At 57.5% G+C, this 21,840-nt stretch carries 21 protein-coding genes; 8 read left to right on the top strand and 13 right to left on the bottom strand.

The window, feature by feature from the left end:
• Positions 1-51: 51 nt before the first annotated feature.
• Positions 52-1,455 (top strand): siroheme synthase CysG, encoded by a 1,404-nt coding sequence (gene cysG / locus JK621_RS17890; RefSeq protein ID WP_212557063.1) that lies wholly within the window; start codon positions 52-54, stop codon positions 1,453-1,455.
• Between the two features lie 51 nt (positions 1,456-1,506).
• Here the strand turns inward: cysG and trpS are convergent, their stop codons facing one another.
• The 12 genes from trpS to pilM all read right to left on the bottom strand — a co-directional run bounded on the left by trpS (position 1,507) and on the right by pilM (position 11,895).
• The gene (trpS, locus tag JK621_RS17885; RefSeq protein ID WP_212557062.1) at positions 1,507-2,511 is read right to left on the bottom strand and encodes a tryptophan--tRNA ligase; all 1,005 of its coding nucleotides are present in this window, start codon (positions 2,509-2,511) and stop codon (positions 1,507-1,509) included.
• Positions 2,512-2,513: 2 nt separating this feature from the next.
• Entirely contained in the window at positions 2,514-3,212 is a 699-nt protein-coding gene (locus tag JK621_RS17880; RefSeq protein ID WP_212557061.1) for a phosphoglycolate phosphatase, read from the bottom strand.
• On the bottom strand, positions 3,205-3,882 hold the full coding sequence (rpe, locus tag JK621_RS17875; protein ID WP_212557060.1) for a ribulose-phosphate 3-epimerase: 678 nt from the start codon (positions 3,880-3,882) through the stop codon (positions 3,205-3,207). Before rpe ends, JK621_RS17880 begins: the two co-directional genes overlap by 8 nt.
• A 112-nt stretch (positions 3,883-3,994) precedes the next feature.
• A complete protein-coding gene (gene dam, locus JK621_RS17870; protein WP_126485746.1) occupies positions 3,995-4,807 on the bottom strand; it encodes an adenine-specific DNA-methyltransferase in 813 nt (270 codons plus the stop codon).
• Between the two features lie 317 nt (positions 4,808-5,124).
• The gene (locus JK621_RS17865) at positions 5,125-6,186 is read right to left on the bottom strand and encodes an SPOR domain-containing protein (RefSeq protein ID WP_212557059.1); all 1,062 of its coding nucleotides are present in this window, start codon (positions 6,184-6,186) and stop codon (positions 5,125-5,127) included.
• A 159-nt stretch (positions 6,187-6,345) separates the two neighbouring features.
• The gene (aroB, locus tag JK621_RS17860) at positions 6,346-7,443 is read right to left on the bottom strand and encodes a 3-dehydroquinate synthase (protein WP_212557058.1); all 1,098 of its coding nucleotides are present in this window, start codon (positions 7,441-7,443) and stop codon (positions 6,346-6,348) included.
• Between the two features lie 95 nt (positions 7,444-7,538).
• The gene (aroK, locus tag JK621_RS17855; protein ID WP_004391482.1) at positions 7,539-8,060 is read right to left on the bottom strand and encodes a shikimate kinase AroK; all 522 of its coding nucleotides are present in this window, start codon (positions 8,058-8,060) and stop codon (positions 7,539-7,541) included.
• A 349-nt stretch (positions 8,061-8,409) separates the two neighbouring features.
• A complete protein-coding gene (hofQ, locus tag JK621_RS17850; protein ID WP_212557057.1) occupies positions 8,410-9,654 on the bottom strand; it encodes a DNA uptake porin HofQ in 1,245 nt (414 codons plus the stop codon).
• Positions 9,651-10,010, bottom strand: a complete 360-nt coding sequence (locus tag JK621_RS17845; RefSeq protein WP_212557056.1) for a DNA utilization family protein — start codon at positions 10,008-10,010, stop codon at positions 9,651-9,653. The genes hofQ and JK621_RS17845 overlap by 4 nt, the downstream gene beginning before the upstream one ends.
• Entirely contained in the window at positions 10,003-10,524 is a 522-nt protein-coding gene (locus JK621_RS17840) for a hypothetical protein (RefSeq protein WP_212557055.1), read from the bottom strand. Before JK621_RS17840 ends, JK621_RS17845 begins: the two co-directional genes overlap by 8 nt.
• The gene (locus JK621_RS17835) at positions 10,517-11,053 is read right to left on the bottom strand and encodes a PilN domain-containing protein (RefSeq protein ID WP_212557054.1); all 537 of its coding nucleotides are present in this window, start codon (positions 11,051-11,053) and stop codon (positions 10,517-10,519) included. The genes JK621_RS17840 and JK621_RS17835 overlap by 8 nt, the downstream gene beginning before the upstream one ends.
• Positions 11,053-11,895, bottom strand: coding sequence for a type IV pilus biogenesis protein PilM (gene pilM, locus JK621_RS17830; protein ID WP_212557053.1), 843 nt, complete (start codon positions 11,893-11,895; stop codon positions 11,053-11,055). Before pilM ends, JK621_RS17835 begins: the two co-directional genes overlap by 1 nt.
• 122 nt (positions 11,896-12,017) lie before the next feature.
• Between pilM and mrcA the strand changes: the two genes are divergently transcribed.
• Positions 12,018-14,576 carry a peptidoglycan glycosyltransferase/peptidoglycan DD-transpeptidase MrcA gene (gene mrcA / locus JK621_RS17825; RefSeq protein ID WP_212557052.1) on the top strand — a complete coding sequence of 853 codons (2,559 nt, stop codon included), beginning with the start codon at positions 12,018-12,020 and terminating at the stop codon, positions 14,574-14,576.
• Between the two features lie 211 nt (positions 14,577-14,787).
• Here mrcA and nudE read toward each other — a convergent pair whose 3' ends face one another.
• Complete coding sequence (nudE, locus tag JK621_RS17820; RefSeq protein WP_006319109.1) at positions 14,788-15,342, bottom strand: ADP compounds hydrolase NudE; 555 nt, start codon at positions 15,340-15,342, stop codon at positions 14,788-14,790.
• Between nudE and JK621_RS25480 the strand changes: the two genes are divergently transcribed.
• The 6 genes from JK621_RS25480 (at position 15,341) to pckA (ending at position 21,833) form a co-directional block, all read left to right on the top strand.
• Positions 15,341-15,475 carry a hypothetical protein gene (locus JK621_RS25480; protein ID WP_283249338.1) on the top strand — a complete coding sequence of 45 codons (135 nt, stop codon included), beginning with the start codon at positions 15,341-15,343 and terminating at the stop codon, positions 15,473-15,475. The two genes, nudE and JK621_RS25480, sit on opposite strands and share 2 nt — an antisense overlap.
• A 321-nt stretch (positions 15,476-15,796) precedes the next feature.
• Positions 15,797-17,932 carry an intracellular growth attenuator family protein gene (locus JK621_RS17815; RefSeq protein ID WP_212557051.1) on the top strand — a complete coding sequence of 712 codons (2,136 nt, stop codon included), beginning with the start codon at positions 15,797-15,799 and terminating at the stop codon, positions 17,930-17,932.
• A 96-nt stretch (positions 17,933-18,028) separates the two neighbouring features.
• Positions 18,029-18,709, top strand: coding sequence for a GMP/IMP nucleotidase (gene yrfG, locus JK621_RS17810; RefSeq protein ID WP_212557050.1), 681 nt, complete (start codon positions 18,029-18,031; stop codon positions 18,707-18,709).
• Positions 18,706-19,113, top strand: coding sequence for a ribosome-associated heat shock protein Hsp15 (gene hslR, locus JK621_RS17805; protein WP_212557049.1), 408 nt, complete (start codon positions 18,706-18,708; stop codon positions 19,111-19,113). The genes yrfG and hslR overlap by 4 nt, the downstream gene beginning before the upstream one ends.
• 25 nt (positions 19,114-19,138) lie before the next feature.
• The gene (gene hslO, locus JK621_RS17800; protein ID WP_212557048.1) at positions 19,139-20,017 is read left to right on the top strand and encodes an Hsp33 family molecular chaperone HslO; all 879 of its coding nucleotides are present in this window, start codon (positions 19,139-19,141) and stop codon (positions 20,015-20,017) included.
• Positions 20,018-20,213: 196 nt separating this feature from the next.
• Positions 20,214-21,833 carry a phosphoenolpyruvate carboxykinase (ATP) gene (pckA, locus tag JK621_RS17795; RefSeq protein ID WP_212557047.1) on the top strand — a complete coding sequence of 540 codons (1,620 nt, stop codon included), beginning with the start codon at positions 20,214-20,216 and terminating at the stop codon, positions 21,831-21,833.
• Positions 21,834-21,840 lie beyond the last annotated feature (7 nt).

Raw genomic sequence — 21,840 nt, 5'->3', positions numbered from 1 at the left:
TATTCCGGGGGCGCAGTGCGCCCCCGTTGCCGATTGCTCCGAGGATTGCCAATGGATTACCTGCCGATTTTCTGCCAACTGCAACACAAAGCCTGCCTGCTGGTCGGCGGCGGCGAAGTCGCCGAGCGCAAGGCGCGTCTGCTGCTGGATGCCGGCGCGTTGCTGACCGTCAACGCCTGCGCATTCAGCCCACAGTTCCACGAGTGGGCAGCCCGAGACCGGGTTATGCTGGTGGAAGGGGAATTCAGCGCGGCATTGCTGGCGGAAAAATGGCTGGTCATCGCCGCAACCGATCGGATTGAGGTTAACGCGCGGGTCTATCAGTGCGCCAACCAGCAACGGGTATTCTGCAACGTGGTCGACGACCCCAAACGCGCCAGTTTTATCATGCCGTCGATTATCGATCGCTCGCCGATCATGGTCGCGGTGTCCTCCGGCGGCAAAGCGCCGGTGCTGGCGCGGCTGCTGCGTGAAAAGCTGGAAGCCGTGTTGCCGCAGCATCTTGGCAAGCTGGCGCTACTGGGCGGCTCATTGCGCCAACGGGTGAAACGGCACTTTACCGGCGCGGGCGCCCGTCGTCGTTTTTGGGAAAAGCTGTTTGCCCATGACCGGCTGGCGCAGTCGCTGGCCAATGATGACCAGACGCTGGCGCAACGGCAGATCGAACAGTTGTTCGACAGCCCTGCGGAGGAGACCGGCGAAGTGGTGCTGGTGGGTGCAGGGCCGGGGGACGCCGGTTTGCTGACGCTCAAGGGCTTGCAACAGATCCAGCAGGCCGACGTGGTGGTTTACGATCGGCTGGTGTCCGACGAGATCATGACGCTGGTGCGCCGCGATGCCGAGCGTATCTTCGTCGGCAAACGCGCGGGCCATCATTGCGTACCGCAGGAGCAGATCAACCGCATCCTGCTGGAACAGGCGCAACGGGGGAAACGCGTCGTGCGGCTGAAAGGCGGGGACCCGTTTATTTTTGGCCGTGGCGGCGAAGAGCTGGAAACGCTGGCCGATGCCAACATTCCGTTCTCGGTAGTACCGGGCATTACCGCCGCTTCCGGCTGTTCTGCCTACAGCGGCATTCCCCTCACCCATCGCGACCATGCGCAGAGCGTGCGGCTGGTGACCGGCCACGCCAAGAGCGACGGCGGGTTGGACTGGGCGACGCTGGCCGCCGGGCAGCAAACGCTGGTGTTCTACATGGGCCTGACGCAGGCAGCGGACATCCAGCGCCAACTGATTGCCCACGGCATGCCCACGACCACGCCGGTGGCGCTGGTGGAAAACGGCACTTCGTGCCGTCAACGGGTGATCGAAAGCGAGCTGAACCGACTGGGAACGCTGGCCCAACAGGCCGCCAGCCCAAGCCTGATTATCGTCGGCAGCGTGGTGAGCCTGCGCAGCAAGCTGAACTGGTTCTCCAGCCAGGAAACGCCGCCAGAACTGGCTCAAATGGCCTGATACCGACGTAAAAAAAGCGGCTCATGGCCGCTTTTCTATCTGCGCAAAGCATTAAGGCTGTGACACGAAGCCTACCGCCTGGTAAACCTTCGCCAGCGTTTCCTGAGCGCGTGCACGCGCCTTGGCCGCACCGTCACGCATCACCTGCTGCAGCAAGGCCTCGTCATTGCGGAACTTGTAATAACGCTCCTGCAACTCACCCAGCATATCGGATACCGCGTCGGCAACCGCGCCTTTCAGATGGCCGTACATCTGGCCTTCAAATTCGGCTTCCAGCTGAGCGATGCTTTTGCCGGTCACGCCCGAGAGAATATCCAACAGGTTGGATACGCCCGGCTTGTTTGCCACGTCGTAACGAATCACCGGCGGCTCTTCGGAGTCGGTCATTGCGCGTTTGATTTTCTTGGCCACCGCTTTCGGATCTTCCAGCAGGCCGATCACGTTATTGCGGTTATCGTCCGACTTGGACATCTTCTTGGTCGGATCCTGCAACGACATCACGCGCGCACCGGACTTGGGAATGAACGGCTCAGGCACCTTGAACACGTCGCCGTACAGCGCGTTGAAACGCTGGCCGATGTCGCGGCTCAATTCCAGATGCTGTTTTTGGTCTTCGCCAACCGGCACCTGGTTGGTCTGATACAGCAGAATGTCCGCCGCCATCAGCACCGGGTAGCTGAACAGACCGGCATTGATGTTTTCCGCATAGCGCGCGGATTTGTCTTTGAACTGGGTCATGCGGCTCAGTTCGCCGAAATAGGTGTAGCAGTTCAGCACCCAGCTCAGTTGAGTGTGTTCCGGCACGTGCGACTGCACAAAGATGGTGCTCTTTTGCGGATCGATGCCGCAGGCCAGATACAGCGCCAGCGTATCCAGCGTAGCCTTGCGCAGTTTTTCCGCGTCCTGACGTACGGTGATGGCGTGCAGATCGACGATGCAGTAGATGCAGTCGTAATCGTCCTGCAACTTGACCCACTGACGCAGCGCACCCATGTAGTTGCCAATGCTCAGTTCGCCGGACGGCTGCGCGCCGCTAAATACGATGGGCTTACTCATGTTTAAATTTCCTGATTCTCTAAAGATGACAGCCCAAGAGCGGGCAACAAATCGGCAAAGCGCTCCAACACGCGGTCGGGGTGGCTCAGGGCTATCGCCTCGCCGTAGTTATAACCGTAGGTCAGCGCAGCGCTCGGGCAACCCGCCCCCTGAGCCGCCTGAATATCGTTGCGCGAATCGCCCACGAACAGCAGCTCATTGGCGCGCAGGCCAAGCTTGCCGAGCACCAGATACAGCGGCGCCGGATGCGGTTTCTTTTCCACCACGTCGTCACCGCCGATGATCAGCGAGAAATAATCGATAATGCCCAACGCGGTCAGTAACGGCGCAACAAACGGCGTCGGTTTGTTGGTCACCAGCGCCATCGGGTAACCCTGTGCAGCCAGGCGGGCCAGTGTTTCCTTTACCTGCGGAAACAGACGGCTGCCGCTGTCGACGGTTTGCGCGTAGAAGTGATCGAAGCGTTCACGCAACTGACGATTGTGTTCCGGCGTGGCTTCCACTTCAGCCCAACGCAGCGCACGCTGCACCAGCACATCGGCGCCATTGCCAATCCAGGTACCCACGCGGGCTTCGCCGGCCTGCGGCAGGCCCATTTCGGCCAGCGCCAGATCGATGGCTGCCGCCAGTCCCGGCGCGCTGTCTACCAAGGTGCCGTCGAGATCAAAGGCCAGAGCGCGAACTGCGCCGAAATCAGCCATGAGTCACTTTCGCCAGTTCGCTGCGCATTTCGTCGATCACTTTACGGTAATCCGGCTTGCCGAAGATCGCTGAACCGGCGACAAACATGTCCGCGCCCGCTGCGGCAATCTCGGCGATATTGTCTACTTTGACGCCGCCATCGACTTCCAGACGGATATCACGACCGCTTTCGTCGATCAGCTTGCGCACCTGGCGCAGCTTATCCAGGGTGCCGTGGATAAACGACTGGCCGCCAAAGCCGGGGTTGACCGACATCAGCAGAATTACGTCGATTTTATCCATGACGTAATCCAGGTAGCTCAACGGCGTCGCCGGGTTGAATACCAGACCGGCCTTGCAACCGTGCTCTTTAATCAGCTGAATGGTGCGATCGACGTGTTCGGAGGCTTCCGGATGGAAAGAGATGTAGTTGGCGCCCGCCGCAGCGAAATCCGGGACGATACGATCGACCGGTTTCACCATCAGGTGCACGTCAATCGGCGCGGTGATGCCATAGTCGCGCAGCGCCTGGCAAACCATAGGCCCGATGGTCAGATTGGGTACGTAGTGGTTATCCATTACGTCGAAGTGCACCACGTCGCCGCCGGCGGCCAGCACGTTAGCGGTATCTTCACCTAACCGGGCAAAATCTGCCGACAGAATGGACGGGGCAATCAAAAACTTTTTCATCCGCAATCTCCAAACGTAGGGTTCGAATAGTTATCCCCTTCGCGTTTCAAGCCACAGCACTGCCGGCTGAGCTAGAAATGCACCGGGTATATACGCCGGGACGTCCCCCGGTTTAACGATACAGCGCCAAAAGCTCGTTCACTTTACTGCGACCAAGAATATTGCGGCTGATCGTACGACGCGCTTTCACCACATACAGCGCGGCATGCTGGTACCAGTCACGCGTCAGCTCGGTGTCATGGTTGGAAATCAATACCGGCACCTGGCTTTCCACGGAAAGCTGATGCGCCATTAACGCCAGGCTTTGCTGATCGGCAATGCTGAAGCTGTTGGTGTGGTAAGCGGTAAAATTCGCCGTCGCCGATAATGGCGCATACGGCGGATCGCAATATATCACCGTCCCGCGCTCGGCTTTTGCCATGGTATCGCGGTAATGCTCACAAACAAACGTAGCGTTGCGGGATTTTTCAGCGAACCAGTACAGCTCTTCTTCCGGGAAGTACGGTTTCTTGTAACGCCCAAACGGGACGTTGAACTCACCACGCAGATTATACCGACACAGGCCGTTATAACAGTGGCGGTTCAGATAGAGAAACAGCAGCGCACGGCGATAGGCATCGGCACTGGTATTAAACTCTTCGCGCAGCAGATAAAACTGATCCGAGTTATTGAATTCATCGGTGAAAAGAAGGCGAGCATCGCGTACGAAATCATCCGTACGCAGCTTAACGATGTTATACAGGTTGATAAGATCGCTGTTGATGTCGGCGAGAATATAGGCGTCGTACTCCGTGTTCAGGAAGACTGAACCCGCACCCACGAAGGGCTCGATTAAGCAGTCGCCCGCCGGCAGATGACGACGGATCTCGTCAACCAGCGGGTATTTTCCACCAGCCCATTTTAAAAAAGCGCGGTTTTTCTTCATGCCGTCAGTTAGCTACTTATACAATTCAGAGCGGCGGATTGTACTCTGTTTCAGACAGCACATCAGCGCACAAATTTAAATGATTAATACCCTTCATCTTTCAAGCTGGAGCCATGTTGGCTGCGTGCAGTTGTTCGACCTGTCCGTGGGCCTCACCCCTCTCGGGACCAGCGCAGGGGGTGTGCAAATCTGCTCACGGCAAACTTGCCCCCCAACGCCACAGGGGCGAAAACGTCGCCCCGCTTACACGGCCGCAGCATGTACATCCCTGCCAGGCATGAAATTCATGCCCTGGCTGCAGCTTGAAATCTATCGGGTTACTTTTTCAGGTCCTGCTGCACCTGACGTACCGGCTTGGCCCATGGTTTTTTCGCCTGAACATCCGCCGGCAGCGACGCGATTGCACGCTTGGCTTCGGCCGCAGAGGCGTAATTACCACTCACCAGCACGTACCATGCCTTGCCGTCACGCTGGGTTGCGTACACCTGATAATTCTGCAGTTTCTGCTGCTTGGCGTAGGCGTTCAACGTATCGGAACGTGAAGCGCTGCTCAACTGCAGGGTGTAATGGCTGGCCGGAGCAGACTGCAGCGAACTGCCGCTGCCGCTAACAACGCCCGTCTTGGCGCTCGTCGTGTTCGCCTTGGCGCTCGTCGTGCCCGCTTTGCTGCTTGCCGCTCCCGGTTTGGCGGAAGGAGCCGGGGTATACACCGTGGTTGGCGCTTTATGCTGCTGCGCCGTCGCCGGTTTGCCCGCGGTTTTTGCCGGCGTCTTGTGTTGCTGCGGCGCAGTGCCCTGAACCGGGCGCGTCGCTTCTTTCGCTGCGGCGCCGTTCATCAGGGTGGCCGGAGCCGTAGGCAGCGTTGAAGCCGGGCCACTCATGCCCTGTGTCGCCGCATCAACCTGGCCCTGCTGAGCAGATAACGCATCCGACATATTACCCGGCAGATCGACACGCTGCTGCGCGCCATCTTGCACCGGCTGCGGTTGCGCTTCCGTCGGAGTACTGGAAATCGGCGGAACGCTGACGTTTTGCGGCTGTTGCGCAGAGGTGCTGCTCACGCCGTTGTTGTCATTGGTATCGGTCGTGCCGCCCGGAACACCGGTGTTACCGGTGGTCAGCGACGAAGAACCGGACAGGTTGATGTCTTTGGCCGCGCCGCTTTGCGCGCCTTCCTGTGCCGCTTCATGCTTGGTTGGCGCCTTCAGCGCCGAGCCGATGCCGATAATCAGCAGCAGCAACACCAGAATACCGATACCAATCATTAAGTGCTGACGTGAGACGGCAAAGCGTGGTCCCGGAGCCGGTTTACGCGAACGTGCAGGACGACGATCGCTGCTATCAGGTCTGAGATCGTCTTCCGGTTTAAACTCATCCATCTGAAACCCTCCAACTAGAGGCAAAAGCCCACCACCGTAGACCTACCGTGGCACGGGCAGATTAACCCGATGATGACAAAGCGACATCAGTCATGCTTTGCACATCATTAATAATAGATGTAAACGGCAGCTAAGCCACTGTTACTTCGTCCGATTTACTCAGGCATGCCGTTCAGGAAGGCAAGCTGCGATAGAAGCAAGCACCAAATCATGCCCGACTCCGCTACGCACTTCCGCCTGGCCGATGGCCGTCGGCAGTACCAGACGCAGTTCGCCGGCCAACACTTTCTTGTCGCGCATCATGTGCGGCAAATAAGATTCCGGCACCATTTCCTGCGGCCCGCACACCGGTAAACCAGCGCGTAACAACAGTGTTCTAATGCGTTCAATATCGTCGGTGGAGAACTGACCGAGACGATGCGCGGTTTGCGCAGCCATCATCATGCCGGCTGCCACAGCTTCGCCGTGCAACCATACACCATAGCCCATTTCCGCTTCGATCGCATGGCCGTAAGTATGGCCCAGATTCAGCAGCGCGCGCAGGCCGCTTTCGCGTTCATCAGCGGCAACCACTTCGGCCTTCAGCTCGCAGCAACGGCGGATACAGTAGCCCAGGGCATTCATATCCAGCGCAACCAATGCATCGATATTGTTTTCCAGCCAGACGAAGAAATCACGATCGAGAATAATCCCGTACTTGATCACTTCGGCCAGACCGGAGGAGAGCTCACGCGCCGGTAAGGTTTTCAGGCAATCCAGATCAACCACCACTGAAGCAGGCTGATAGAATGCGCCGATCATGTTTTTACCGAGCGGATGATTGACGGCGGTTTTACCGCCAACGGAAGAGTCCACCTGCGAAAGCAATGTGGTAGGAACCTGAATAAAGCGGACACCGCGCTGATAGCAAGCCGCGGCAAAACCGGTAAGATCGCCCACCACGCCGCCGCCGAGCGCGATCAATGTGGTATCGCGACCGTGGGGCTTTTGCAGCAGCGCCGAGAACACCTGCTCAAGCACGGCAAGGGATTTATACTGTTCGCCATCAGGTAGAATCACCTGATCCACCATTACGCCAGCCTGCTCAAGCACCTTCCGGACCCGGTCCAAATAGAGCGGCGCCAGGGTTTGGTTGGTGACCAGCATGACCTGTTCACCCGCCTTTAGCGGCATAAAAGAAGCCGGATCGTTAAACAATCCGGCGGCTATGGTAATCGGGTAGCTGCGCTCCCCAAGCGTTACGGTAATTCTCTCCATGTCGCGCTCAGTTCTCAATGTGTGGTTTATCCCCGCTGCTGCGGGGAACACAATCAGTCTTTCCGCATTTGCCGTGGCGAACACGGAAACCGCAATTAGTTACTTTCCAGCATATTGATAATCTGGTTGGCAACCACTTTAGCGCTTTGATCGTCGGTGCGGATGGTGACATCCGCAATTTCTTCGTATAACGGATTGCGCTCTTTCGCCAGCGCTTCCAGCACTTCGCGCGGAGGAGAATCAACCTGCAGCAACGGACGCTTTTTGTCGCGCTGAGTGCGGGCCAACTGCTTCTCGATGGTGGTTTCCAAATAAACCACGACACCACGCGCCGACAGACGGTTACGCGTTTCACGCGATTTAACCGAACCACCACCGGTAGCCAGCACGATCCCTTGCTTTTCCGTCAGTTCATTAATGACTTTTTCTTCACGATCGCGGAAACCTTCTTCACCTTCCACGTCGAATACCCAGCCCACGTCAGCTCCGGTACGTCGCTCAATTTCTTGATCAGAGTCGAAGAACTCCATATTGAGTTGCTGAGCTAACTGACGGCCAATAGTGCTTTTGCCGGCACCCATAGGCCCAACCAGAAAGATATTGCGTTTCTCTGCCATGTTTTTGGTATTACTAAGACTATTCGTTAATGTTAACCCGCCCCGCCAATCAAATCAGCGGCGGGACCTAAACTGAAACCTCATGAGCGATAGTGCGAGATCAGACGGAAAATTATCTCAACACTCTTGGTAGTTTGGCAACCGAATAAATCGCAATCCACGCCGCAGGAGGGAAACCATACGTTTTTAACGGCGTCTTGGCGTTAACAAAAAAACCTCGGTGCTCAATTCGGTAACCCTTGTAAGCTAAATCGGCCGCAGCGTCAAACGCAGATGCCCCCAAGGTGAGAAAAAAGTGCATCTGCTCATCAACTTTAGGCGATTTCCACCGAACCTGACAGCCTGCTGCTCATGCCTTAATCAATGTTGGAGTAATGAATATCACCAGCTCGCGTCGTTTATGCTGTTTGGTGCTCTGTTTGAACAAGGAACCCAGCAGTGGAACATCCCCGAGGCCCGGTACCTTGTCCGCTCCCTGGGCGCTCTGACGCTGAAATACGCCGCCCAACACAATGGTTTCACCGTCTTTTACCGTCACCTGGGTTTTTATCTCCTGCTTATCGATAGCCAGCGCCTCGCCGGCTGCCCGGGTGATGGAGCGCCCGGGCATGTTCTGGCTGATTTGCAGCGTCAGCGTAATGCGGCCGTTCGGCAAAATTTTCGGCGTAACCTCCATGCCCAGCACCGCCTCCTTAAACTCCATCGATGTCGCCCCGCTGCTGCCGCTACTCACCTCATAGGGAATTTCCGTGCCCTGTTTAATGCTGGCGGTTTGCTGATGTGCGGTCAGCAAGCGCGGGCTGGCGATGATTTCTACCCGGTTCTCCTGCTCCAGCGCCATTAACTCCAGATCCAGCAGCCGCCCGCCGATGCGCGCCAAGTGGAAACCGGCGTTGACCGCGCTACGCTCCAGCGGCAGGCTCACGTTAAAGCCGCCCATCCGCCATGGCTTTGCTGCGCCTTCATCTGGGGCCAAACCCCAGCGCACGCCGAGCTCGCGCAAACTTTCGCTGTTGATGGTGACAATATGCGCCGCCAGTTGCACCTGCGCCAACGGCGCATCCATTTCCGCGATGCGCCGGGTTAATAACGCCACGACCGAGGCGGTATCGCGGATCAGCAATGCATTGGTGCGCTTATCCGCCACCACGCTGCCGCGTTCGCTCAGCAAAATGCTGCCCTGAGCATTCAGATTTTCGGCAATCTCAACCGCATCGGCATGATTTAACGTCAGCGTCACGCTTTCCAGCGGCTGCTTTTGCGCCAAAGCCAACCGTTGCCGCTGTTTCTCCTGCTCATCCGGCTCGGGGAACACCATCATGACGTTGCCTTCCAGCGTCATCGACAGTTTCCCCATACGCAAGATCACCGCCAGCGCTTGCTGCCAGGGCACGTTATCCAACCGTAATGTCAGATTGCCGCCCACACCAGCCGCGGTAACCACATTAAGCTGTTGATAATCCGCCAGCGCCTGTAATACCAGGGTGACCGGGGCGTCCTGAAACGCCAGCGATATCGGTTCCTTGTCCTGTGCCGCAATACCGGTGGCGGCAATGCCCCACAACACAACACCCAGCCAAATGCATCCTTTCACGTTTTTTCTTCCTTATGGTTTCCCAACGTCAGCACCACCGCATTGTCAGCCTCCGGACAAGCCGGATCTTCCGGGCCCGCTTTCAATACCAGCCGCCTCTCAAGCACCTGTTCCACCTGCCAGCGCCCGCCCAGCAGGCTTTGCCGCGCCTCTAAACGCAACCACTGCCCTGTGGGCGTGACCACCCAGGCATGGCGCGACGTCGCCTGCCCGAGGGTACCCTTCAAAAGCCAGTTTGCCGGCGATTCCCTCTGCGGCGGGCAATCGGTCACGGCCGGCGGCATAAAGGGATTGCGCGGTTGCGCCATCAATACGCACGGCAGCAACAGCCACCAAACCCCATAACCTTTATTCATCCGCATTTACCTGAGCGGCGTCTGGCGGCGCGTCGTATAAAACGAAGTGCGCCACCAGCTCTTCAGCCTGTGCTTCAAGGGTTATTTGATCGATGCGCAATGCGGAAGGCAACGCCTCCAGCAGCCGCAATAAACCGCCGTAATGAATATTCAGGCTCAGGTTTTGACGCTGCGGTTTCTCCTGCTGCTGCCAGCGTTGCAATGCGGCGCCCGCCCGTTGCAGCACCTGCGTCAAGTCATCATGAACCGCAGGTCTGGACGCGTTCTGCTGCAGACGAAGATTAATCTCGTCCAACGTTGGCATCTGGGCGAGTTGCCGTTTTAACGGCTCAATCTGCTGAATCAGACGCCGTTGCTCCGCCAGCGTCTGCTCCCGCTGTTGCCATTTACCGTGCAACAGCAGCATGCCGCACAACAAAGCCAGGCCGCCCAGCGCCAACCACTGCGCGGCCAGCGCCTTCCAACCCGGCAAATCCAACCAACGCCTTGTCCAGAGTGGCAACGGCTTATTCATTCGGCCCCCATTGCGCCATCAGCGTGAATGAAAACAGGCCATCTTTGCGCTGTACCACCTCAGCCAGCCGACAACGCTGCAATAGCGGCAGGGCCGCCAACTGCCGCTCAAACCGGATGACCGCCCCATAACGGCGGCTGAGGCCCCGCAGCGTAATTTTTTGTGCGTCGCTTTCCAGTACGGTAAGCCACAGCGGCGCGGGAAGAATGGCTGAGAACTGTTGTAACAGCTGCAGATAACGCCGGTTATGCGCCTGGTTCTTCTCCTGCCGATCCGCCAGTTCGGTCAAGCGCGCCAAACGCGCCATCGCCTGCTGGGTTTGTCGGTAGCGCTCGGCCAACCCGGCCTGCTGCCGGGACAGCGTCAACAGGACCTCATGCCGTTGCATCTGTTGGTGATTCATCAGGCCAAAAACAGCCGCCATCGCTGCCAGCATCAGCGCCAGTTGCAACCCGAAAAGGCGTAACCAGAAGGTACGGCGGCGACGCTGGGCCTGCCTACGCCAGGGCAGAAGGTTAACTTGATACATCAGTGGTCCCCACTGCGCAGCGCCAGCCCACCGGCCAACACAAATGCCCCCGGCAATCGGGGTAACGGGGGGCGCAGTTGGTTGAATGCGCTGAACGGCGACCATGGCAAACACCCTGGCGGAGGCGGCTCATCCAGCACGCTGCTGTAATAGACCTGACGGTCACCGATTGAGGGGCAGGCTGCATGCATCGCCGCCAGCGCCTGGCTTGCCCCGCCAGCTTCGCCCTCCGGCAAAATGCCGTAGGCAAAGGCCGCGCGGCGTGGGGCTGCCCACAGCCACTCCCGTTCAAGGCGGTGCAGCAAGCCCGCGTCGGCCGGTACGCCCGCGGCAAACGCCATCATGTGCAAGGCACAGGGAGTGATGTCGACCACCTGCGGCCGTAAATTGGCCTGGCGTAAACAATGCAGCCACTGCTGCAACTCTTGCTGGCGTGCGGCGGTGAGCAACAAAGCGGCAGAGTCAGGCGGAGATTGCCGGTAGTCCAGCGCCAGTGTCTGGCTGTCCAGCGGGAACTGCTTCAGGCCCTGGCTGGTGATATAATCGTCGCGCGCCGGCTCTTTCAGCCGCGCATCCGGCATCGGCATCAGATGCTGCAAAACCCGTTGGGCAGGCAAAGCAATGCGTAAGCAAATATGTCTTGGCAACTGGACCCGCCATTGCCGCAGCGCGCGAACCAGCACCTCGGGTTGCTCGATGCAACCTTCGCGCAGCACCGCTTGCGGCAGCGTTTGCTGCCACCAATGACGCAGTTGCCAACCGTTGCGCCGGCGCTGTGCCGCCAGGGCGCAGAGGCGGTTACTTTGTATATCCAGCCCCACCTGCCATGCTTGAGAGAACATATTTCGCCCGACCTCCATATCGTCAGATGATAAAAGAACATATCCATGTTGCAGGCTTGCCTTTATACTACCGCGCGGTTGTTTATAAACTGCCCAAATGACATGAAAATGGGAAATCTCAGGTGAAGTTCGTAAAGTATTTACTAATCCTTGCAGTGTGTTGCATCGTGTTGGGGGCAGCCTCGATTTTTGGCTTGTACAAATATGTCGAGCCACAGCTGCCTGACGTTGCAACGCTGAAAGACGTGCGGCTGCAAATACCGATGCAGGTTTACAGCGCCGATGGCGAACTGATCGCCCAATACGGTGAAAAACGTCGTATTCCGCTGAAGCTGAATCAAATTCCGCCGGTCATGGTGCATGCGTTTATCGCCACCGAAGACAGCCGTTTCTATGAGCATCACGGCGTCGATCCGGTCGGTATCTTCCGTGCCGCCTCTATTGCACTGGTCTCCGGCCATGCGTCACAGGGGGCGAGTACCATTACCCAACAGCTAGCGAGAAACTTCTTTTTAAGCCCGGAACGCACCCTGATGCGCAAAATCAAGGAAGCCTTCCTGGCGGTGCGCATCGAACAGATGCTGTCCAAAGACGAAATCCTCGAGCTGTATCTGAACAAAATCTACCTGGGTTACCGCGCCTACGGCGTGGGCGCTGCAGCGCAGGTGTATTTCGGCAAAGACGTCAGCCAACTGACCTTGAGCGAAATGGCGACCATCGCCGGCTTGCCTAAAGCGCCGTCAACCTTCAACCCGCTTTACTCGCACGATCGCGCCGTGGCTCGCCGTAATGTGGTGCTGTCGCGCATGCTGGACGAGCATTACATCACTCAGGCCCAGTACGATCAGGCCCGTGGCGAAGATCTGGTGGCTAACTACCATGCGCCGGAGATTAACTTCTCTGCACCCTATCTCTCCGAAATGGTGCGTCAGGAGATGATCAAGCGTTACGGTGAAAATGCCTATACCGACGGTTACAAGGTCTATACCACCATCACCAAAAAGTTGCAGTTGGCGGCTCAGGAGTCGGTACACAACAACGTGCTGGCGTATGACATGCGTCACGGCTACCGCGGCCCGTCCAACGTGCTGTGGAAAGTGGGTGAAGCGGCCTGGGATCAAAAACAGATCGTCGACTCACTGAAAAACTTGCCGAATTATGGCCCGCTGGCGCCTGCGGTGATTACCCGGGCGACCGCCGAAGAAGCAACGGCCATGCTGGCCGACGGCAGCAATGTCGCTCTGCCAATGGCCGGCATGCGCTGGGCACGGCCATACAAATCCGACACGCAACAGGGCCCAACGCCAAAACGCGTGACCGACGTGGTGCAGGCCGGCCAGCAGGTGTGGGTACGCAAGGTGGATGAAAGTTGGTGGCTGTCGCAGGTGCCGGACGTCAACTCGGCGTTGGTGTCGATCAACCCGAACGATGGCGCCGTTAAAGCGCTGGTCGGCGGGTTCGACTTCAACCAGAGCAAGTTCAACCGCGTTACCCAGGCGCTGCGCCAGGTCGGCTCCAATATCAAGCCGTTCCTGTACACCGCAGCGATGGATAAAGGCCTGACTTTGGCCACTATCCTGAACGATCTGCCGGTCACCCGCTGGGATGCAGGTGCCGGTACTGACTGGCGACCGAAGAACTCGCCGCCGACCTACGACGGCCCTATTCGCCTGCGTCAGGGTCTGGGGCAATCGAAGAACGTCGTGATGGTGCGCGCCATGCGTGCAATGGGCGTCGATTACGCGGCGGAATATCTGCAGCGTTTCGGCTTCCCGGCGCAAAACATCGTGCACACGGAATCTCTGGCGCTGGGTTCAGCTTCGTTCACCCCGATGCAACTGGTGCGCGGCTATGCGGTGCTGGCAAACGGCGGTTATCTGGTCGACCCGTATTTCATCACCAAAATCGAAGATGAAACCGGCAATACCGTGTTTGAAACCAAACCCAAAGTGGTCTGCGACAGCTGCAATCTGCCGGTGATTTATGGCGATACCCACCGTTCCGCCGTGCTTTCCGACGACAACGTCGAAAACGTCGCGACCTCGCAGGAAGGCGGTAACGGTAACGTGCCGATGCCGCAACTGGAACAGGTCACGCCGGCTCAGGTGCAGCAGGATGGCGATCTGCAATATGCGCCGCATGTGATCAGTACCCAGTTGGCGTTCCTGATGCACGATGCATTGAACAGCAACATCTTTGGCGAACCGGGTTGGATGGGCACCGCGTGGCGCGCAGGGCGCGATTTGAAGCGGCATGATATCGGCGGCAAAACCGGTACCACCAACAGTTCAAAAGACGCCTGGTTCTCCGGCTATGGCCCGGATACCGTCACTTCGGTATGGATTGGCTTCGATGATCATCGTCGCGACCTCGGCCGCGCAACGGCTTCCGGTGCCATCGAAGATCAGATCTCCGGCGGTGAAGGCGGTGCGAAGAGCGCCCAACCGGCATGGGATGATTTTATGAAGGTCGCACTGGAAGGCATTCCTGAGCAGAAAGTCACCCCACCGCCGGGCATTATCAGCGTCACCATCGACAAAAGCAGCGGCAAGCTTTCCGGCGGCGGCGGCGGCAGCCGTTCTGAATACTTTATCGAAGGAACTCAGCCAACGGACTACCCGACCCGGGATACCGGCACTACGTTGACGGACCCCGGCGGCGAAAGCCACGAGCTGTTCTAATAGAAAATGGCCAGAGAAATCTGGCCATTAGGTTGATGACAAAGTGGTCTTTGAGCCCGAGATACCCGGGCCTAGCGCACCGAGGGGCGCTCCGGCGGGCAAGCCGCTACGACCCCTTCGCCACGCTCTCCCTAATAACGGGTTTTGTCAGCAGTCTGAGGGCCAGAGAAATCTGGCCCTTTTTTTATCGACGGAAATAGGGGATTTATGCCTAGCGCGAGCCGCGCAGAAAGGCTTCGGTGAGAAACAGCGCGCTGACGTTGCGCGCCTCGCGGAAATCCGGCTCCGCCAGCAATGCCATCATGTCGGCTATCGGCCAACGCACCTGCGGCAAGGGTTCGGGTTCGTCGCCCTCCAGGCTTTGCGGATAGAGATCGTGCGCCAGCACAATGTTCATTTTGCTGGAGAAATAGGAAGGCGCCATGGTCAGCTTGCTGAGAAAATCGAAACGTTTGGCGCCAAACCCCACCTCTTCCATCAGTTCGCGGTTAGCCGCCTCCAGCACGCCTTCACCTGGATCGATCAATCCTTTGGGGAAACCCAACTCGTAAGATTCGGTGCCCACCGCATATTCGCGGATCAGCAGCAAGTCGTCGCCAATCACCGGGACAATCATCACCGCCTCCCTGTCTGAGGGCCGCATCCGCTCGTACACCCGCCGTACACCGTTACTGAACTCCAGATCGACCGACTCAACGTTAAATAAACGCGAACGAGCGACCGTTTCCACTTTCAGAATTTTGGGTTTTTGCAGGTGTTTATCCATGATTGCCTCAAATGAGTTATCCGTCGGTGCGCCACAGCATCGGGGTGATGACGCGGATAACCAGAATAATGATTGGCGTGGCGTATGCGCTCAAACGCTGACCAAATTCGATCTTGATCACATTGTGCGTTAATGAGAACCTTTGTCGCAACGAGCACAAGCAGTAATTTACTTTTTTTTAACAAGCGTAGCCAGCACCCGCCGATTTTCTGTACCCATTCAGCAAAAAGAGAGCATTAAAATAGGATAATGCCGATATCGACCCCCCTCCGCGGTTGCTATTATCGCGTAGAGTAGGCACGGCAACTGCGCAGAGATATTTCATGAAAATGAGGCCGCGACGGAAAATCTGTTCCCTCCCTCATTGTTCTGAGTGCCTGTGAGCCGTTTACTCCGTATAATATTCAACGTTTCATCAAGTTGGTGAGGTTCACGGGTGCAAGATGGGGATAGCATGAGCACAATAGTGTTGATATTGGCCTTGGTCCTTGCCTGCCTGATTGCCGCCGGCCTGTATCTTTGGTTTAAAGCCCGCAATCGGCCGATGCTGACGCGTGCCCTGCCCTTTCTCAAACCTACACATCGCAAACTGTCCGGCGAAGAACGCGCGGCCGTTGAGCACTACCTCAACCTGCAAAACAAGCTAAGCAACAAATTGCTGCCTGGCAGCAGCGCGTCGCTGCCTACCGTCAAGCTGGCGCTGACCCCGCACAGCGACAACGTTTATCCTGTGACCCACGCCATTACCCGCTACGGGCTGGCCAGCGATGAACCCAATAAATGGCGCTACTATCTTGATGCCGAAGAAGTGCATCTGCCGCCGTTTTGGGAACAATACATCAGCGCCGATAACCATGTTGAAGTGATAAAAACCCAGACGCTGCCGCTGGTCATTTCACTCAATGGGCATTCGCTGAAAGATCATATCCACGATCGGCCGCAACCGCCGGTAGTGACGGCTGCACCAACCAAAAACGCCTCTATCCGCAAGGAAGAGAGCGAGCACGTCGAGTTGGTGAACATCCGCAAGGAAACCCCCGAAGAGCATGCGCTGAATCGCCCGAACGGCCTCAAGGACGCCGGCATCATCTCTGCCGCCCTGCTGTTGCTGTTTTTCAGCCTGATAAGCCCGGTACTGGTCATCCCCTGGATGATTTTCGTCGCCGTGCTGACCATCGCCTGGGGTTGTTGGAACCTGTTCCGCCGGCCCGCCACGCGTGAACTGAAGGAAGTGCACTGCCTGCGAGGCACCCCAAAACGCTGGGGGCTGTTTGGCGAATCCAATCAGGGGCAGATAAGCAACATCTCGCTCGGCATCATCGATCTGATTTACCCGCCGCACTGGCAGCCTTACATTACCCAGGATCTGGGGAAAACCACCGACGTGGATATCTATCTTAACCGTCAGGTGGTGCGTCAGGGGCGGTTCCTTTCGTTGCACGATGAGGTGAAAAACTTCCCGCTGCAGCAATGGGGCAAAAACGCGGTGTTGATGGCCAGTTCGTTGCTGGTGCTGGTGCTGCTGCTGACCTATATCCCGCTGAGCCTGCCACTGAAGCTAAGCATGGCCTGGCTGCAAGGTGCGCAAAAAATCGAGGTGACCAATGTGCAGGCGCTGGAAGGCGCGACCTTGCGCATTGGGGACCAATTGAAGGCTCGGGGTAACGGGATGTGTTATGTTCCGCCGCTGGCCAACGGTACCAACACCTCCAACTTTATGCCTTTCGACTGCTCGGGGATTTACTGGAACACCGCAGCGCCGCTGCCACAGCCGGAATCGGAAGTCATCGACAAGGCCTCGGCGTTGCTGGCAACGGTAAATACCCAGTTGCATCCTGAAGGTGCCGAACAAAAGCTCAACCCGCAACTGGCCAGCGCGATTGAAAAATCCGGCATGATACTGCTGGATGATTTTTCCGATATCGTGCTGAAAACGCAGGATTTGTGTCAGGGGGAAAATGACTGCGTCCGGCTCAAGAACGCGCTGGTGAATCTGGGTAACGTCAAAAACTGGAACACCCTGGTGAAACGCGCCAAATCAGGCTCGCTGCAAGGGATAAACGTATTGCTGCGCCCGGTGAGCGCAGAATCGCTGGAAAGCCTGACCAAAGTTGCCGCCTCCTCGTTCGTGTACAACGAAACCCGGCAGGCCGCAGCGGCGCTTAACAGCCCGCCTCCGGGCGGTGTCCTGATCAGCAGCGATGAAGGCAAACAGCTGGTGAATCACCCGCAGCCGGCAGTGCCGTTAAACGAATACAATGCGCTCGAGCAATGGAATGAACTGCAACGCCTTGCCGGCATGTTGCTGCATACGCCGTTCGAAGCCCAGGGAGTCATCACCAGTATCAGCGTCGATGCCAACGGCACCCGCCACATAGCGCTGCATAGCGAACCGGATATGATCACCTTATGGCGTTATCTGGGCACCAGCCTGCTGTTGCTGGCGGTCACCGTCATTCTGGGTTACAACGCCTGGCGGCTGGTGCAGCGCCATCGCCTCAACCGGCGTCGCATCGCCGATATCCAACGCTACTACGAAAGCTGCTTTAACCCGCAGCTCACCCCGATGTCGTTGCGGCCGATGGCCTGAGTCATTCGCCGATTTCGGCCCTGTCATCTGCTTATGCTACGCTAACGCTATTATCCTTATCCTGCGGACCGCCGACGGTTCGCCTATGGAGTTTTCATGGTTCCCGAGTTTGACTGGCATGAGATCGACACCGTGCTGCTGGATATGGACGGCACCTTGCTCGATCTGGAGTTCGACAGCCATTTTTGGCTGCGCCTGGTGCCGCAGGCAGTGAGCGAGCAACGCGCGATCCCGCTCGATGAAGCGCGCCAGATTATTCATCAGGAATATTTGGCGGTGCAGCACACCATGAACTGGTATTGCTTCGATTACTGGAGCGAACGGCTCGATCTGGACATTTATCGCATGACCAGCGAAGTGGGCAGCCGCGCCCGTCTGCGCGAGGATACCGAGCCGTTTTTACAGGCCTTGCGCGCGGCCGGCCATCAGACTATTTTGCTGACCAACGCCCATCCGCACAGCCTGGCGGTAAAAATTGAGCATACCGGTTTGGATCGGCACCTTGATTTATTGCTTTCCACCCACACATTTGGTTATCCGAAGGAAGATCAGCGTTTGTGGCAGGCCGTTCAGCAGCACACCGGTTTTGATCCGCAGCGCACGCTGTTTGTCGATGACGGCGAACCTATTTTGGACGCCGCCCGCAGTTTTGGTATTCGCTACTGTCTGGGCGTGCAGAACCCGGACTCCAGCATGGCGGAGAAAACCTTCCGGCACTATCCGTCGATGCGCGACTACCGCCTGTTGATACCGGCGCTGGAAAAGGGCGAACGATGAAAGAAAAAGCAACGCGGGACGATGCGGTCCGGCTGGACAAATGGCTGTGGGCAGCGCGTTTCTATAAGACCCGCGCACTGGCGCGGGAGATGATCGACGGCGGCAAGGTGCACTACAACGGACAACGCGGCAAGCCGAGCAAAATTGTCGAGATCAATGCCGAGATCAAACTGCGTCAGGGCAATGAAGAACGCACGGTGATCGTGCTGGCCCTCACCGGCCAACGGCGCGGCGCCGACGAGGCGCAGCAAATGTATCAGGAAACCGAGGCCAGTATCGTCAACCGAGAGAAAATGGCGATCGCGCGCAAGATGAATGCGCTGACCATGCCGCACCCGGACCGCCGTCCGGACAAGAAAGAGCGGCGCGATCTGATTAAATTTAAATTTGGTGAGCAGGAATAAGCCCTCACCGCAATGAGAGAAAACTATGTCTAACCATGACCAATTGCACCGTTACCTGTTTGAAAACTACGCGGTGCGCGGTGAGCTGGTTACCGTCAGCGAAACCTATCAGCAGGTTCTGAACAATCACGACTACCCGGCGCCGGTACAAAAGCTGTTGGGTGAACTGCTGGTCGCCACCAGCCTGCTGACGGCAACCCTGAAGTTCGACGGCGACATCACCGTGCAATTGCAGGGCGACGGTCCGCTGAAGCTGGCGGTGATTAACGGCAACAACCGTCAGGAAATGCGGGGCGTGGCGCGCGTACAGAGCGACATCGCCGACGACAGCACGCTGCATCAGATGATTGGCAACGGCGTCATGGTGATCACCATCGCGCCTACCGAAGGCGAACGCTATCAGGGCGTGGTCGCGCTGGAAGGCGAAACCCTGGCCGAGTGCCTTGAGGCCTATTTCCGTCAGTCAGAACAGTTGCCAACCCGTCTGTTCATTCGCACCGGCGAGTCGGAAGGCAAACCGGCAGCGGGCGGCATGCTGCTGCAGGTGCTGCCGGCGCAAGACGGCAATGCCGATGATTTCGATCATCTGGTGCAATTGACCAACACGGTGAAAAGTGAAGAGCTGTTCGGCCTGCCGGCCAATGAGGTGCTGTATCGCCTGTACCATCAGGAAGAAGTCACCCTCTACGAACCGCAGGACGTGATCTTCCGTTGCACCTGTTCACGCCAGCGCTGCGCTGACGCCCTGATCACGCTGCCAGCCGAAGAAGTGGCACACATGCTGGAGCAGGACGGCAATATCGATATGCACTGTGACTACTGCGGCAATCACTATGTCTTTGACGCCGTGGATGTTGCGGCGCTGTACACCGGTAACACCGGCGAAAGCGAACAGTTGCACTAAGCAACACCCCGCCTCGGCGGGTGCACCCTGCACCTGCCGATTTGCCCCGTTTGCACGTTTGCTTTTTTCCGTGGACTATCTCTCAGATCGTAACGAAAAACCGCTTAAAACGTTAAATATTTGATACCTATCGCGGTTACGCGCTGCCGGATCCCTACAATTGGCGCCAGAAATTCTGTGACCAAGGAGTAGTGACATGCGTGTTAAAGGTATAACCCCTCAGGAACTGGCCGCTTATGGCATTCATAACGTCGGCGAAATCGTTCACAACCCAAGTTATGAACTGCTGTTCAAGGAAGAAACCGACCCGTCTCTGGAGGGTTTTGAACGTGGGGTCGTGACCAAGCTGGGTGCCGTATCCGTCGACACCGGTATTTTTACCGGCCGTTCCCCGAAAGATAAATACATCGTCCGTGACGACATCACCCGCGACACCGTCTGGTGGGCCGATCAGGGTAAAGGCAAAAACGACAACAAACCCCTCAGCCCAGAAGTCTGGGCAGACCTGAAACAGCTGGTCACCACGCAACTCTCCGGCAAACGTCTGTTCGTAGTAGATACTTTCTGCGGCGCCAACGCCGACTCCCGCCTGAAAGTACGCTTTATCACTGAAGTGGCCTGGCAGGCGCACTTCGTGAAAAACATGTTCATCCGCCCGTCTGATGAAGAGTTGCAGGATTTCGAGCCGGACTTCGTGGTGATGAACGGCGCCAAGTGCACCAACCCGAACTGGCAGCAGCAGGGCCTGAACTCGGAAAACTTCGTCGCTTTCAACCTGACTGAACGCATGCAGCTGATTGGCGGCACCTGGTACGGCGGCGAAATGAAAAAGGGTATGTTCTCGATAATGAACTACCTGCTGCCGCTGAAGGGCATCGCCTCCATGCACTGCTCGGCCAACGTGGGCGAGAAAGGCGACGTGGCCGTGTTCTTCGGCCTGTCCGGCACCGGCAAAACCACCCTGTCCACCGATCCAAAACGCCAGTTGATTGGCGATGATGAACACGGCTGGGATGACGACGGCGTATTTAACTTCGAAGGTGGCTGCTACGCCAAAACCATCAAGCTGTCTGAAGAAGCCGAGCCGGAAATCTATCACGCCATCAAGCGCGATGCGTTGCTGGAAAACGTTGCCGTGCTGGCGGACGGCACCATAGACTTCAACGACGGCTCAAAAACCGAGAACACCCGCGTTTCCTACCCGATCTACCACATCCAAAACATCGTCAAGCCGGTTTCCAAAGCGGGTCATGCCACCAAGGTGATCTTCCTGACCGCAGACGCCTTCGGCGTACTGCCGCCGGTATCCCGCCTGACCGCGAACCAGACTCAGTATCACTTCCTGTCCGGTTTTACCGCCAAGCTGGCCGGTACCGAACGCGGCGTGACCGAGCCAACCCCGACCTTCTCCTCCTGCTTCGGCGCAGCTTTCCTGACGCTGCACCCAACGCAGTATGCTGAAGTGCTGGTAAAACGCATGCTGGCCGCCGGCGCGCAAGCCTACCTGGTGAACACCGGCTGGAACGGCACCGGCAAACGCATCTCCATCAAGGATACCCGCGGCATTATTGACGCGATCCTCAACGGTGAAATCGACAAGGCGGAAACCATCACTCTGCCAATCTTCGATCTGGCGATGCCGACCTCACTGCCGGGCGTCAACCCGGCTATCCTGGATCCACGCGCTACCTACGCCAGCCTTGAGCAGTGGCAGGAAAAAGCGCAGGATCTGGCCGAGCGTTTTATCACCAACTTCGACAAATATACCGACACGCCTGCGGGCGCCGCGCTGGTCAGCGCCGGTCCAAAACTGTAACCCTCTC

It is taken from the genome of Serratia plymuthica, from assembly GCF_018336935.1.
Lineage (GTDB): Bacteria > Pseudomonadota > Gammaproteobacteria > Enterobacterales > Enterobacteriaceae > Serratia > Serratia plymuthica_B.
Note: the sequence above shows the minus strand (reverse complement) of the source record. Positions and strands in the feature narration are given on the sequence as shown.